Source organism: Alteromonas macleodii ATCC 27126 (assembly GCF_000172635.2).
Classification (GTDB): domain Bacteria; phylum Pseudomonadota; class Gammaproteobacteria; order Enterobacterales; family Alteromonadaceae; genus Alteromonas; species Alteromonas macleodii.
The window spans coordinates 117,379-131,429 of record NC_018632.1; the positions used below are offsets into that span (position 1 = coordinate 117,379).

13 protein-coding genes and 1 pseudogene are annotated in these 14,051 nt (G+C 46.5%); 12 read left to right on the forward strand and 2 right to left on the reverse strand.

The window, feature by feature from the left end:
• Window positions 1-24 precede the first annotated feature (24 nt).
• From MASE_RS00530 to MASE_RS00575, 10 genes and pseudogenes are all read left to right on the forward strand, one after another.
• Window positions 25-411 (forward strand): RidA family protein, encoded by a 387-nt coding sequence (locus MASE_RS00530; protein ID WP_014947807.1) that lies wholly within the window; start codon window positions 25-27, stop codon window positions 409-411.
• Window positions 412-414: 3 nt separating this feature from the next.
• Window positions 415-1,122 carry a tRNA (guanosine(18)-2'-O)-methyltransferase TrmH gene (trmH, locus tag MASE_RS00535; RefSeq protein ID WP_014947808.1) on the forward strand — a complete coding sequence of 236 codons (708 nt, stop codon included), beginning with the start codon at window positions 415-417 and terminating at the stop codon, window positions 1,120-1,122.
• 194 nt (window positions 1,123-1,316) lie between these two features.
• A pseudogene (recG, locus tag MASE_RS00540) lies at window positions 1,317-3,388 on the forward strand (ATP-dependent DNA helicase RecG).
• Window positions 3,381-4,166, forward strand: a complete 786-nt coding sequence (locus MASE_RS00545) for a class I SAM-dependent methyltransferase (protein WP_014947809.1) — start codon at window positions 3,381-3,383, stop codon at window positions 4,164-4,166. The pseudogene recG and the gene MASE_RS00545 overlap by 8 nt, the downstream one beginning before the upstream one ends.
• 1 nt (window position 4,167) lies before the next feature.
• Window positions 4,168-4,641 (forward strand): peroxiredoxin, encoded by a 474-nt coding sequence (locus tag MASE_RS00550; protein WP_014947810.1) that lies wholly within the window; start codon window positions 4,168-4,170, stop codon window positions 4,639-4,641.
• Window positions 4,642-5,072: 431 nt separating this feature from the next.
• Window positions 5,073-5,882, forward strand: coding sequence for a hypothetical protein (locus MASE_RS00555; RefSeq protein WP_014947811.1), 810 nt, complete (start codon window positions 5,073-5,075; stop codon window positions 5,880-5,882).
• Window positions 5,883-5,891: 9 nt separating this feature from the next.
• Window positions 5,892-6,926, forward strand: a complete 1,035-nt coding sequence (locus MASE_RS00560) for an extracellular solute-binding protein (RefSeq protein ID WP_014947812.1) — start codon at window positions 5,892-5,894, stop codon at window positions 6,924-6,926.
• On the forward strand, window positions 6,923-8,443 hold the full coding sequence (locus MASE_RS00565; protein ID WP_014947813.1) for an ABC transporter permease: 1,521 nt from the start codon (window positions 6,923-6,925) through the stop codon (window positions 8,441-8,443). The genes MASE_RS00560 and MASE_RS00565 overlap by 4 nt, the downstream gene beginning before the upstream one ends.
• Entirely contained in the window at window positions 8,443-9,474 is a 1,032-nt protein-coding gene (locus MASE_RS00570; RefSeq protein WP_014947814.1) for an ABC transporter ATP-binding protein, read from the forward strand. Before MASE_RS00565 ends, MASE_RS00570 begins: the two co-directional genes overlap by 1 nt.
• Window positions 9,475-9,476: 2 nt before the next feature.
• Entirely contained in the window at window positions 9,477-10,658 is a 1,182-nt protein-coding gene (locus MASE_RS00575; protein ID WP_014947815.1) for a BaiN/RdsA family NAD(P)/FAD-dependent oxidoreductase, read from the forward strand.
• Between the two features lie 60 nt (window positions 10,659-10,718).
• On the opposite strand, the gene MASE_RS00580 is transcribed toward MASE_RS00575, so the two are convergent.
• Both MASE_RS00580 and MASE_RS00585 read right to left on the reverse strand, forming a co-directional pair.
• A complete protein-coding gene (locus MASE_RS00580; RefSeq protein ID WP_014947816.1) occupies window positions 10,719-11,390 on the reverse strand; it encodes an OmpW/AlkL family protein in 672 nt (223 codons plus the stop codon).
• A gap of 137 nt (window positions 11,391-11,527) precedes the next feature.
• Window positions 11,528-11,995 (reverse strand): hypothetical protein, encoded by a 468-nt coding sequence (locus tag MASE_RS00585; protein ID WP_014947817.1) that lies wholly within the window; start codon window positions 11,993-11,995, stop codon window positions 11,528-11,530.
• A 224-nt stretch (window positions 11,996-12,219) separates the two neighbouring features.
• Here MASE_RS00585 and MASE_RS00590 point away from each other — a divergent pair, with 224 nt between their 5' ends.
• Window positions 12,220-12,528 carry a hypothetical protein gene (locus MASE_RS00590; RefSeq protein WP_014947818.1) on the forward strand — a complete coding sequence of 103 codons (309 nt, stop codon included), beginning with the start codon at window positions 12,220-12,222 and terminating at the stop codon, window positions 12,526-12,528.
• A gap of 150 nt (window positions 12,529-12,678) precedes the next feature.
• Window positions 12,679-13,866: a diguanylate phosphodiesterase gene (locus MASE_RS00595; protein WP_041693652.1), complete on the forward strand. Its 1,188-nt coding sequence runs from the start codon at window positions 12,679-12,681 to the stop codon at window positions 13,864-13,866.
• The last annotated feature ends 185 nt before the right edge of the window (window positions 13,867-14,051 follow it).

Here is a 14,051-nt window from a genome sequence, read left to right on the forward strand (position 1 = left end):
TTACTACACTATTTAGGAACTACTATGTCTAAGTCTATTATTCAGACCGATAAGGCACCTGCTGCTATTGGTACTTACAGCCAAGCGGTTAAAGCAGGTACTACCGTTTATCTTTCAGGTCAAATTCCTCTTGTTGCTGAAACTATGGAAATGGTTTCTGACGACTTTGAAGCGCAAGCTATACAAGTTTTTGAGAACATTAAAGCGGTGTGTGACGCGGCAGGCGGCACCACAAACGATTTAGTGAAAGTGAACATCTTCCTTATCGACCTAGGTCACTTTGCAACGGTTAATGAAATCATGAGCCGTTACTTCACCAAGCCTTACCCAGCACGCGCAGCCGTTCAGGTGTCTGCATTGCCTAAAGGTGCACAAATTGAAATTGATGGTGTAATGGAACTGCCGGAGTAAGCCATGTCACCTGAGCGTTACCAGCGCATAAGACAAGTGCTGGAAAGAAGGCAAACTGATCTTACGGTTTGCCTTGAAAATGTACACAAGCCGCATAATGTATCTGCAGTAGTGAGAACCTGTGATGCAGTGGGTATTCATCGCGTTCACACCGTGTGGGAAAAGAAATACCAGTTTCGTCGCGGCACCGCTATGGGCAGCCAACAATGGGTGCGTCAAACCAATCACGATAATATCAACGACGCGATGGCTGAATTAAAAGGCCAAGGTATGCAGGTGCTGGTAACCCACTTATCTGATACCGCTGTCGATTTTCGTGATATTGACTACACCAAGCCTACGGCTATTTTGTTTGGTCAGGAAAAGTATGGTGCTTCTGATGAGGCGAAAGCCATTGCCGATCAAGACATTGTTATTCCTATGATGGGCATGGTGCAGTCGTTGAACGTATCGGTGGCCGCAGCGCTAGTGCTTTATGAAGCCCAGCGCCAACGTACTATTGCAGGTATGTATAACACTCAGCAGTTACCAGAAGAAGAGTGCCAAGCATTGGCCTTTCAAAATGGGTACCCGCGTTTGTATAAACTCTGCCAACGCAAAGGTTTGCCTTTGCCTGCTATTAACGCCATTGGTGAAGTGGATGCCGACGATAGCTGGTGGAAAGAAATGCAGATCACAAAAGCAGAAGCAAACGCGCTAGAGGCCGACTAGGGCCTAACCTATTGGTTGCACTTTTAGTTTTGCTCTTACTTGTATAGGGGCCAGTGTAAAAAACTGGCCTAAAGCGTACTCGCCAACCCCTCAACAATCCTTTACACTTCTTTTCCTATAACACGTTGAATAACACCAGCTTGTGCCAATTCAAAGGTTAAATAGTTAATGTTCCAAAAGAAGGATATCGCTTGATGCAAGCACTTGCCACTACACCCATTACTGCGCTTAAAGGCGTAGGCGCAAAGGTGGCAGAAAAGCTTAACAAAATAGGTTTGTTTACCCTTCAAGATATTCTGTTTCATCTTCCTCACCGCTACGAAGACAGAACCCGTATTTATGGCGTGGCAGAGTGCCGCCCGTTTACCCATGTAAGCGTGCAGGGCGAGGTTATGAGCGCCGACATTCAGTACGGCAAAAAACGCATGCTAGTGGTAAAGCTTAGCGACGGTACGGGTACTATAACCTTACGTTTTTCCACTTTGGTGCCGTGCAGCGGTCTATTATGACGCCGGGAAACACGGTGCGCTGTTTTGGAGAAGTGCGTACTGGCAAGTGGGGCATTGAAATGATGCACCCCGAATTTAAATTAGTGGATGAAGACGCGCCACCATCAGAAGAATCACTAACGCCAGTTTACCCCACCACAGACGGTGTTAAGCAGTTAACCCTTCGTAATTTAACCGACCAGGCCTTAAAACTTCTAGATAAAGGCGCGCTGGCCGACCTACTGCCCGACGGCATTTACGATGACCAAATTAGCCTTAATGAGGCGCTTCATTTGGTGCATCGCCCGCCACCAGATGTAGACGTACACGAAATGGAAGAGGGGCTGCACCCTGCTCAGTATCGGTTAATTTTGGAAGAGTTATTGTCACACCACCTAAGTGTGTTGAAAGTACGCAAGCTATCTGACGCCCAGCCCGGTATCCCTATTAAGGTGAATCAGCCGCTTATCGATAAAATGCTCGCTCAACTGCCATTCTCACCAACGGGGGCACAGGCTCGGGTAGTGGAAGATATTCAAAAAGATATGCAGCATGCGCGGCCTATGATGCGCCTTGTACAAGGCGATGTAGGGTCGGGCAAAACCTTAGTTGCGGCACTGGCCGCGCTATCAGCCATTGGTGCAGGGCACCAGGTAGCGTTAATGGCACCTACTGAGCTGTTGGCAGAACAGCATGCCAATAACTTTCGTGGCTGGCTAGAACCTTTAGGTATTGAAGTAGGCTGGCTTGCCGGCAAGCTGAAAGGCAAAGCCCGCAATGAAGTATTAGCCCGCTTAGAAGCTGGCGATATTCAAATGCTGGTGGGTACTCACGCCATCTTTCAAGAGAGCGTGAACTACCAGCAGCTAGCGCTGGTTATTGTAGATGAACAACACCGCTTTGGTGTACATCAACGTTTGGCTCTGCGCGATAAAGGCGAGCAGCAAGGTCGCTACCCTCATCAGCTAATTATGACGGCGACGCCTATTCCAAGAACGTTGGCCATGACAGCTTATGCCGATTTAGACACCTCGGTTATTGATGAGTTGCCACCAGGCAGAACGCCAGTGCAAACCGTGGTATTACCCGATACACGCCGCGCCGATGTAATTGAGCGCGTACGTCGGGCCTGTAAAGAAAACGGCCGCCAAGCCTATTGGGTGTGTACGCTTATTGATGAATCGGAAGTGTTGGAGTGTCAGGCAGCAGAAGACGCTGCGGTTACCCTTCGTACCGCGCTGCCAGACTTACACGTTGGTTTGGTACACGGGCGTTTAAAGCCTGCTGAAAAAGCGCAGGTTATGGCCGACTTTAAAGACGGAAAGCTGGATTTATTGGTAGCGACTACCGTTATTGAAGTAGGCGTAGATGTGCCTAATGCCAGCATCATGATCATTGAAAACCCTGAACGATTGGGTTTAGCGCAGCTTCACCAGCTTAGAGGCCGGGTAGGGCGTGGTGCGGTAGAAAGTCAGTGTGTACTTATGTACCAGAGTCCACTATCGAAAACCGCTACTCAGCGCCTTGGCGTATTGCGCGAATCTAACGACGGCTTTTATATTGCCCAGCGCGATTTGGAAATTCGTGGCCCGGGTGAATTTATGGGTACTAAGCAAACGGGAATGGCCGAGCTTAAAATAGCAGACCTAGTACGCGACGCCGCTCTTATCCCTAAGGTTCAGGAAATTGCCTATACCCTTTGGGACAAATACCCCTCTCACGCTCAAGCCATCATTAATAGATGGATAGGGCATAAGGAACAGTACGGTCATGCTTAATCATGTGTCTTTAATTATTTGTGATGACGCCAATAGGGATGACGCTGCATTAATTAGTGCAATCAGCGAAAAGTGGGGTTTTCCTGTTGTTAGCAGTAGTGAAAAGCCTAGCGAAGGCCTGTATTTGCAGGTACAAAACGGCGTGCTTGGACTTGCCGACGCAGGTGAGAAAAAGGTGAATCCGGTAGAAGTTGATTTTGCTTCGCCGGCTAGTTTGTTTCGAAAGCAGCACGGCGGTGGGCGCAAAGAGCCCATTGTTAAGGCCATTGGTCTCAAAGGCAATGAAGCATGGCACGTAGTGGATGCAACGCCTGGGCTAGGTCGTGATGCCTTTGTGTTGGTAAGCGTTGGCTGCAAGGTCACAATGATAGAGCGATCGCCCGTGGTTGCCGCCTTACTTGAAGATGGTATTCGCAGATTAGCGCTTAGTTTTCCGGAACTTGCAGCTAAAATGTCGCTTCAACATGGAAATAGTGCTGAGGTAATGCAATACTTCACTGGTGAGAATGTGAACGCTATTTACTTAGACCCCATGTTCCCACACAAAAAGAAGTCAGCCTTGGTGAAAAAGGAAATGCGGCTGTTTCAGCAACTGCTTGGTCATGACCCAGACGCAGATGCGCTGTTACCGCCAGCACTAGAGCTAGCCACGCACCGGGTAGTGGTGAAACGCCCAAACAGTGCAGACGTGCTGGCAGGAATAAAAGCATCAATGGCTATTGAAAGCAAAAAACACAGATTTGATGTGTATTTGTGTCAAAAAAATCTAGGAGAGTAGCATGATACAAGTTGGGGGCACTTTGCCTGAAGTAGATTTTAGCCTTTTAGAAAACGGCGAAATAACCAACCCAGGAACGAACGAACTGTTTTCGGATAAACGCGTTGTATTGTTTGCGGTACCCGGTGCATTTACACCGACCTGTTCTCAAGCCCACTTACCGGGCTATGTAGCGCTTGCTGATAAGCTTAAAGCCAAAGGTATTGATAGTATTATTTGCTTAAGCGTGAACGATGCATTTGTTATGGATGCATGGGGCAAAGCAAGCAATGCTGAAGAGATCATAATGCTGGCAGACGGCAATGGTTTCTTTACCAAGCAAATTGGCTTAGACATGAGCACGGGCAATTTCGGCGGCTTGCGTTCGTTACGCTATTCCATGCTTGTGGAAGATGGCGAAGTGAAAAAGCTAAACGTTGAAGACCCAGGTCGTTTCGACGTTAGCGATGCGCAAACCATGTTAGATAGTCTGTAACACCGAAAATACGGCGTTAATAATCTCAAGAGCCCGCAACTAAGGTTGCGGGCTTTTTTCGTTTAGATGTTTGTGAAGGTTCGTTAATACCAGTCCGCATAGTTAATTACTCGCCCTTCGAGAAGGTCTGGCAAGCTTCTGAGTGGGCAACTATCTATGCGGCTTGGTATTCTTTACTTAAGCGTATACTTGGTCGCCATTTTCATTAAAATGTAACCTATGTATGATCTGGCGCTCTGTAAATAGCGTTGAATATCAGTACGTTCAGTAAAGGTTAATGAACTAACATGTAGTATTCTGTGTCGAAAGTGCAGAAAAAATAAGGACTAACACACTACGTTACTTAGCATGTGGGCTCGTTCAGTTACCTTTACTTGCTTAATGATAATAAGTATCATTTGCGTGAAAAGACAAACGTTTTAGGAATAATTATGACAACAACACTGAAAAAAATGAGTGCTTTGGTACTGGCTTCTGCGGTCACTTTCTCGATGCTATCTTCTCAGGCGCTTGCTAACGGTGCCATTGGCGATCACGTGAACAATCTTCACGCGCACATCGGCGAATATACGGAAGAGGTACATTGGTTAGAAAGCAAGTTTGGCAGTGTTGTTGATGCGTATGAAGCAAAAGATAAATCGCTTAAGACCGATGCACTGATTGAGTATTGGGAAGAGGTGGATTTTCACTCTGCTATTGAAACCCAGTATGTGCCTATTTACGCCTCTATTTGGCAAGGTATTTATGGTGTGAAAGTCGCCATTGATGAAGGTAAGCCTGTTGCAGACGTGCGCGTAGAGCAAGAGAAGCTAAATCATGCCTTGTGGCAGGCGTTAGGCGCAGTTAAACTTGCGTCCCAGTATCAAAAGAAAGGCTTAGTGAACAAGGTTCAAACCACCGAAAAAGAACCTACCACAGGCCCTGAAGTTATCGACGATATTAAAACACGTCTTGATCGTGTTGTTGCTAAGTACGCGGAACAGCTTCACGAAGTAGCAACTACACTCGTTCACGATACTTACCTTCAACGATTTGAAGGTGTGGAAGGTGACTTGATTGCGAAAAACGCAGCTTTGGTTGAAGACTTGGAGAAAGACTTTAACGTAACGCTTCCACAAGCTATCTCAAAAGACACTGGCGTTGATTCAGTTCGTAAGGTCGTAGAGTCTATGCAGGCCAAACTTGACCGCGCTCGCGCACTTTTGGTTGAAGTAGAACAAAGTCGTAAAGACGTATTTTAAGGAAGGTGTATGCAACGTAGAACATTCTTACAAGGCTTAGCAGCGGCCGGTGCATTATCTGGTTTGCCGTTTAGTTTTGCTCACGCTATGACACAAACAGGCAGTGTGTCAGTTGAGTCACTGCCTAAATTAGAAGGTGATCTCACACTTTACTTAGGTCGTGGTGAAGGTGGCTTGTACGAGAATGTTCTTAAGGCCATCGAAAAGCGCAATCCAAAGCTTAATCTTAAAATAAGACGCGGCGGCTCTGCGGCATTAGCCAACACCATCGTCGCTGAGACTAAGGCAGGCGTTAAACGCGCCGACCTTTTCTGGGCCGTAGACACGGGCTCTATTGGCATGGTTACTGATGCTGGCGCGGCTAAGCCGTTGCCAGGCGACCTTACTGCGCAGCTGCGTGAAGATTTTCAGTACCCGAGCTGGTCACCGGTAACAGGTCGTGTGCGTACACTGCCTTATAACACTGAGCGTGTTAAACCGGAGCAAATCCCTGAAAGCGTGATGGCGTTAGCCGACAGCGATTTAAAAATTGGCTGGGCGCCAGCCTACTCATCGTTTCAGTCTTTTGTCACGGCAATGCGCATTTTAGAGGGCGATAAAGCCACTAAATCATGGCTTAAAGGCATTAATAAGCACTCGAAAAAGTACGCAGGTGAACTTGGTGTAGTGATGGGCGTTGAACGTGGTGAAGTCGATATCGGCTTTGCGAATCACTACTACACCCTTCGCCTTAAATCAGGTAAGCCGAACGCAAACGTAGCGCTTGCGTACAGTAAAAGCGACGCAGGTTGCCTAGTAAATGCGTCTGGTATTGTGGCATTGAGCGACGGTGACTTGCCGGTTAACTTCATTCGTTACCTGCTTTCGCACGAAGTTCAGTCTTATCTTGCTCGCGAAGCCTACGAAATTCCTCTGGTTCAGGGGGTTGAACAGCCGCAAGGCTTAGCTGACCTAAGTACGCTGTCACCGCCTGAAATGGACCTTCGTAAACTGGCTGACTTACGCCCTACACTTAATCTTATGAGGGAAGTTGGCGTACTGTGACAAATTGGCCAAAGTCGTATCCACTGGCACTTCTTATCGCGCTGATGGCTTTATTGCCCGTCGGCGTTTTGTTTTCTCTAGCTCAAGATAGTGCGCAACTTTTTGATACTCATAACTTAAGGGTACTAGCGAACACAGTGTCATTGGTGGTGCTTACCATTATTGGCTCTGTACTTATCGGAGTACCGCTTGCCTTTTTAACCGCTTATGTGCAGATGCCATTTAAGCGGTTTTGGCTCATTTTATTTGCCGCGCCATTAGCACTACCAAGCTACATTGGCGCATTTGCGATGTACTTTTCATTTGGCACAGGTGGCGAAATTGAAAACGTACTGGGAATTAGCACGCCACCTATCAGCGGCCTTTGGGGCTCTGCGCTGGTCATGAGCCTTTATACTTATCCATTCGTCATGATGACAACCCGTTCAAGCTTACTGAGTTTAGATGCAAGCTTGGTTAACGCGGCGCGCACGCTAGGGTTAACCTTAGGCGCAAGCTTATGGCGAGTGGTTTTACCGCGTGTTGTGAATAGCATTGCCGCAGGGGCACTCCTTGCTGCACTTTATGCGTTATCCGATTTTGGTACGCCTGCAATAATGGGCTTTGACACTTTTACCCGTGTTATCTTTGTTGAGTATAACGCCTTCGGTCTTAGTCAAGCCGCCATGCTGAGCCTTCAGCTAATGGTTATTGTTGGGCTTATTCTATTTATAGAAAGTCGTATTAGTGGCGCTCAAGAGCGCCCAGGTAAGCATTTATCGTTGTTTCCTGCTCGCTGGCAGCGAAACCTAATGTTGCTGGCTACTATGCCGGTGGTATTTATGGCTATTGTACTTCCCCTTGCTATTTTTACGCTGTGGTTAGTGCGAGAAGGCGCCGGCGGTTTTGAATTTAGCTATGCGTGGAACTCAGCTCATGCGTCATTTATTGCAGCGATTGTTGCTGTATTACTCGCCATTCCGGTAGCTCACGCCGCTATTGCCGGAAAAGCTGGACGCTTTATGGAGCGCATTACTTATTTTGGCTTTGGGGTTCCGGGTATCGTAATGGGGACAGCCCTTGTTTATGTTGGCCTGCAGTTGCCCGCGCTCTATCAAACGTTAAGTCTGCTTGTGATGGCTTATGTACTGCGCTTTATCCCACTTGCTGTGGGAAGTGTAAGAAGTACGGCTGAGAATATTGATTCAGGTCTGGTAAAAGCTGCTCGCGTGCTGGGTGCTAGCCCGCGTGAGGCATTTATGCGAATTACGCTGCCGTTAACCCTTCGTGGTATGATTGCGGGTGCAGCGCTTGTGTTCTTAGAAGCCATGCGCGAACTACCTGCAACGCTTATGTTAGGACCTACAGGATTTGAAACCTTAGCTACCTATATGTGGCGAGTTTACGAAGCGGGTTACTTTGGCCGCGCAGCCGTGCCAGGGCTTTTACTTGTTTTATTATCAGGTGTGGGGTTAATTCTCATGCTGTCGGGCGAAAGAAAAGCCCAGTTTACCGTTACCGAGGATGATCGTTCGTAATGCTTAGTGTAAATAATTTGTCTGTGAATTATGGGTCTACCCGCGTTGTCGACAAGTTAAATCTTGAGCTTGGACAAGACGAAATCCTGATGCTGGTGGGGCCAACCGGCTGCGGTAAAACCACCATTTTGCAAGCGTTGGCTGGGCTTATTCCTATTTCAGAAGGTGCTATGAGCCTAGGTGAATGGGAAAGTACAGCAAACAAACATGTTCCGCCTGAAAAGCGTAACGTGGGTATGGTGTTTCAAGACTTTGCGTTGTTTCCTCATCTTACCGTTCAGCAGAACGTTTGCTTTCGTTTAAAAGACACTAAGCTGGCCGATCATTGGCTTCAATTATTAGGCTTAGATAACTTCCGCGATGCAAAACCTGCACGTCTTTCTGGCGGTCAGAAGCAGCGCGTTGCGCTAGCAAGAACGCTAGCTCACGAACCTTCCTTTGTATTGCTAGACGAACCCCTTTCAAACCTTGATGCTGCGCTAAAAGACAGCTTGCGCTGGGAAATTCGCGATGCCTTAAAAAAAGCAGGCGTACCTGCTATTTGGGTAACGCACGATCAAGAAGAGGCGCTAAGCGTTGGCGATAGAGTGGGTATACTTAATAAAGGTGTGCTTGAGCAATTAGACACACCTGAAGCCTGTTACTCTTCTCCTGCCAGCCGTTTTGTGGCGCGTTTTATGGGCGAGGCCAGCTTCTTAAGTGCGACGTTCGATAGCAGCGCAGCAAATACAGACAAAACAGTGGTTACCGATATTGGTAATGTGCCGGGCACACCGCTTCAAGGTGCAAGCGGCAACGTAGACTTGTTGGTACGCCCTGACGATTTAAGCTTAGATGCTACACTTAGTGAAACTAACTGTAAGGTTGAATGGGTACGCTACGAAGGCGAAAGTCGGCTTTACGCGGTTGTCTTAGATTGCGGCGACGAGCTTAAAGTACGAGTAAGCCACGAAAATGCTATAAAGCCCGGTACTCGCGCCTTCGTACAGCTAATAACCACACATCCATTGGCCGTTTTTCCTAGAGGTTAATTGTGATCAAGCGCGATGTAATTGTTATTGGTGCAGGAGCTGCAGGGCTTTTTTGTGCGGCGCAGGCCGGCGCGCGTGGACGCAGCGTAGAAGTGCTTGATCACGCCAAAAAAGTGGGCCGAAAAATCCTGATGTCTGGCGGTGGACGCTGTAACTTCACTAACATGTATGCAGGCCCTGAAAACTTTCTTTCGCAAAACCCTCACTTTTGTAAGTCGGCACTAAGTCGCTATACCCAATGGGACTTTATTGGCTTGGTTGCCGAGTATGGCATTGCCTACCATGAAAAAACCTTGGGCCAACTGTTTTGTGATGATAGCGCCAAAGAGATCGTCGATTTACTGCTAAATGAGTGCAACAAAGCGGATGTGACGATTACCACTCGTTGCGACATTCTAAGTGTAGAAAAGACTGAAAGTGGGTACTCACTTACAACCTCGAATGGTGAGTATGAATGTGAATCCCTTGTAATTGCTACCGGCGGTTTAAGCATGCCAAAGCTAGGAGCCACGCCATTTGGCTATAAAATAGCGCAGCAATTTGGTCTTAACGTTTTACCTACTCGTGCAGCACTTGTTCCCTTTACCTTGCACGATAAAGATAAAGACACATTGGCAGAACTTAGCGGTATCGCAGTTGATGTATATGCCAGCTGCAACGACACTACGTTTAAAGAAGCGATGTTGTTTACCCACCGAGGGTTGAGCGGCCCTGCCATGCTACAAATTTCCAGCTATTGGGAAGCGGGTGACTGCTTAAGTATCAACATGCTACCTAACGACGATGCTACGGCGCTTCTACAAACTGCACGCACAGAGACGCCAGACGCATTGCTTGCTACCTGTTTAAATAAAGTATTTCCAAAGCGTATGGTGCAGAGCCTTATTGAGTATCATAGTTGGCGCAACGTGCCGGTGAAACAGCTGACTCACGGCGAGTGCGACGCCATTGCTGACACCCTAGAGAATTGGCAAATAAAGCCAAACGGCACAGAAGGATATCGCACCGCCGAAGTTACTATAGGCGGTGTTGATACCAATGACCTATCATCAAAAACCATGATGGCGAAAAACGTAGAAGGTCTGTACTTCATTGGCGAAGTGGTTGACGTTACCGGTTGGCTCGGTGGCTTTAATTTCCAGTGGGCATGGAGCAGTGGTTGGGCAGCAGGGCAGGTGGTTTAGAACCTCACCACGCTCCAAATTGTCGTACACTTTGCGGAAATCTAAGAATTAAACGGTTACCTAAAACCGGTAACCTAGCGAAATAGCATAGACAAAGGGGTCTATTTCAATAGCGCTCACAGAGCCCCGGGTATCACCTAGGTTGAAGCTTGCTTCTGTGTCTATATCTATCCAACGAACGGCGGCATTCAAAAACCATCTTTCGCTTAACTGATAGTCTATTCCCACTTGTGCGGCTAAGCCAAACGAGTTATCTAGAGATAAGTCACTAAGCCCTGCCTCTTCATTAGCTCCCGTAAATTGCTCGTCATAAATAAACGTATAGTTTAGGCCCGCACCTACATAGGGCTGAAAAGCACTTGATGGATCGTTAAAGTAATAGTTAACCGTCACTGTGGGCGGAAGGTGGGTTACTTCGCCTAGCTGGTTACCTGTTCCTAATGGGTTATCGATAGCGAAATTAACGTCATGTGTGAACGGTGTTGCGGCTAATACTTCTACGTTAACTCTATCCGTGATGAAATAGGCCGCGGTGAGGCCCAATTGCGTGTTGTTATCAATGGTCAGGCCAAAGCCCAAGTCGTCCCCCACGTTAATGTTTGAAGACGATTCATCAGGTGCAACCGTGGCAAAGCCACCTCGGACGAGAATGTCGCCTTTTTCAAATGCAACTGCACTGGATGCTGAAGCAATAAAGGGAAGGGCGGTTAGTGCTAAAGCTAAGTTTTTCATCGTAGTCTCTCAGTCTGATAATTGAACACAGATAAGACTAAACAGACTTACTTAAAAAGAACTTTCTAGAAGATTAACGTTAGATTAAAAGCCTTCGTCATATAAAAAGCTAAAAACGGCGCAGAATTGCGCTGTAATCAAAACGACATACCAATTGCCAGACCAGCAACCACTGCACTTTTATGATTTCGATGATAGTCGTAATGAAGCTGCGGCGATATGGTAACCCCCGATACTTCAAACTCATACAAAAAGCCTAACCGGGCCACCTCCATTTTATGGCTGCCGTGGAACTCAACGCCGGGGCCTATTTGTGCAATAAAATTATTGGTAATGTGCAGGTCAGCAACAAGCAGGTAGGTGTAAGCGTCTAAGTCTTCAAACGCGTATTCAGCCACAAAGCCTACGCCTAAAAAGTCGCTCACACGGTATTCGTAATCGATACCTAGTGTAAAAGCGTTTCCGCACTCTTTTGTGTAAGTGGTACCTACCAATGCAGATAAATGATGGGGTGACGTTTCCCAATGATGAGCATTTCCCTTTGCAACAACAACGGGGGCAAATACTAAGGCCGCAACCAAGCCTAACGCTATTTGAACTCGCATAGTGATGCTCACATAAATTTAACGGTGACTACCTAGAAAGTTTCTTTCTAGCACTAATGAGAGCGTAGGCATCAAATGGCTATTTCACCAATGAACTTTAGTTGAAGTAATCGATAGGCCTAACTTAGTCGGCGTTAGGGGCATAGTTAAGCTTACATCTACCCATAACATCAAAATCTCGCTAAGGTGTCTGAATACAAGCCACCGAAGGAAAGAATAAAATAATGATTGATGAGAAACAGAAGGTACGTTTTTTAGATGCTTGTACCGAACAGCTTATCGCGCTTTATACAGCCAGCAAAAACGGTAAAAAGGTCGATGCTGAGAAATATCGGGTACAAGGGTTTATGCACGCTGGCGAGCTTCTAGGGATAATTACCAATGAACAGGGCAAGGCGCTGATTGCCGACTTACATGTACAGGTTTTTGGTGAAACTATTGATGAGCGAGCGACAAGAAAACGTAAACTTGATGCGCTAAAAGAATCTGATCCCGATGCATATATTGAGATTCCCGCCATTGAAAGACGTTAATTTAAGTTAAGCAAAGTTACCTAAACCGACTTTGCGAGATTCTCGTTTCTAAGACTATACTTTGCCCCACACTATGAAAAGAAAGCTGTAAAAAGAGGTTGCAGCTAGTTCGAAGCAGGGATGAAAACAAAGTTTAACAAGAGGCAACCCGTGCTCAAGCAGTTAGTTTACAGAAGTCAGTCGACGGTAAAAATTGATGAAAATGAACTTCTTAAAATAACAAACGATTCACTGCCATTTAATGCGAAAAACCACATTACAGGTATTCTTTTGTTTGATGGGGAATACTTCTTTCAAGTGCTTGAAGGAGATTGTGAGAAGGTAAACGCGCTTTTCGAACATATAAAAACAGACAGTCGTCACAGCAACATTATGAAAGTGACCGAAATGGTCATTCACAAACGCGATTTTGGAGATTGGCATTTAAGAACGCTTTCTGTCGCAGAAGGAAGCCGCTGCTATTGGTTACCTTCGGACATTAATATTAGCCGGGAAAGCCGGATATTTGCGCTTCTCAACAGCTTTGCTTCTGGGAAATGGCGAACTTGTTTAAGTGATAACGCGCGCAAAGACGTAAGAGCTAACGTTACGACGTCAGAGAAAGCAGTTAAACCCTTCGAAAACTCTGACATTCAGTTTGCCTTTCAGCCTATTGTGGATACCTACAGAGCTCGTGTCTCTTCAATTGAAGCCCTAATCAGAAGTAACGATGGGAGATACCCTGAGACTATTTTGGAGGAGCTGGTTGGGCCGGAAAAGTACGATTTTGACCTGAAAAGCAAAGCTATAGCAATTAAGCAAGGCGCTGCGTTGCTATCTTCAGACCAGTCTTTATCCATCAATTTATGCCCCGGAGCGATTACCTCCACCGTCAACGTCGCAGACTACCTTCACGAATTGGTTAAACGCAATAAATTGAAACCACAGCAGCTTGTTATCGAAGTTACCGAAACAGAAATAATCAGCGAAAGTGACACATTTTACCAAGCAATAGAGCAGATCCGTTCACGAGGCATGAGAGTCGCTATAGATGACTTCGGCGCAGGGTACGCAGGGTTATCATTACTCGCAGACTTCACACCAGACAAAATTAAATTAGATAGAAAAATAACGACAGGCATTCATGAAAGCGGGCATCGACAAGCAATAACCGAGGCCGTACTCGAGTTTGCCAACTCTATGGGAATTCCCTTGGTGGTAGAAGGCGTCGAAACGATTGATGAGTGGCTGTGGTTGCAACATGCGGGTGTACAAAGATTTCAGGGGTTCTTGTTCGCAAAGCCCAAATTAAATGGTGTTAGTGGTATTGATTTTTCCTTCGACGGCGCTAGCAGCTAACTCCGCATAGGAAAATATATATTTCTTGTCATTCCGCAGGATATTTTTCAGCGTTCTCACATTTTTAAACTAAGCTTAATGGGTGTGAGTTTTTATACCAGAATATAAATACTCATAACTCATCTTTGTGTAATAGCCGTACAGGGATATTTTTGCTACACGGATTTAGCTGCGGTACCAGTAGG

Excerpts from the sequence above, each read along its gene's own strand:
- MASE_RS00570 (WP_014947814.1), top strand. The coding sequence starts at position 8,443 with ATGCTTAGTGTAAATAATTTGTCTGTGAATTATGGGTCTACCCGCGTT.
- MASE_RS00585 (WP_014947817.1), bottom strand. The coding sequence starts at position 11,995 with ATGCGAGTTCAAATAGCGTTAGGCTTGGTTGCGGCCTTAGTATTTGCC.
- MASE_RS00590 (WP_014947818.1), top strand. The coding sequence starts at position 12,220 with ATGATTGATGAGAAACAGAAGGTACGTTTTTTAGATGCTTGTACCGAA.
- MASE_RS00530 (WP_014947807.1), top strand. The coding sequence starts at position 25 with ATGTCTAAGTCTATTATTCAGACCGATAAGGCACCTGCTGCTATTGGT.
- MASE_RS00560 (WP_014947812.1), top strand. The coding sequence starts at position 5,892 with ATGCAACGTAGAACATTCTTACAAGGCTTAGCAGCGGCCGGTGCATTA.
- MASE_RS00555 (WP_014947811.1), top strand. The coding sequence starts at position 5,073 with ATGACAACAACACTGAAAAAAATGAGTGCTTTGGTACTGGCTTCTGCG.
- MASE_RS00580 (WP_014947816.1), bottom strand. The coding sequence starts at position 11,390 with ATGAAAAACTTAGCTTTAGCACTAACCGCCCTTCCCTTTATTGCTTCA.
- MASE_RS00550 (WP_014947810.1), top strand. The coding sequence starts at position 4,168 with ATGATACAAGTTGGGGGCACTTTGCCTGAAGTAGATTTTAGCCTTTTA.
- trmH (WP_014947808.1), top strand. The coding sequence starts at position 415 with ATGTCACCTGAGCGTTACCAGCGCATAAGACAAGTGCTGGAAAGAAGG.
- MASE_RS00545 (WP_014947809.1), top strand. The coding sequence starts at position 3,381 with ATGCTTAATCATGTGTCTTTAATTATTTGTGATGACGCCAATAGGGAT.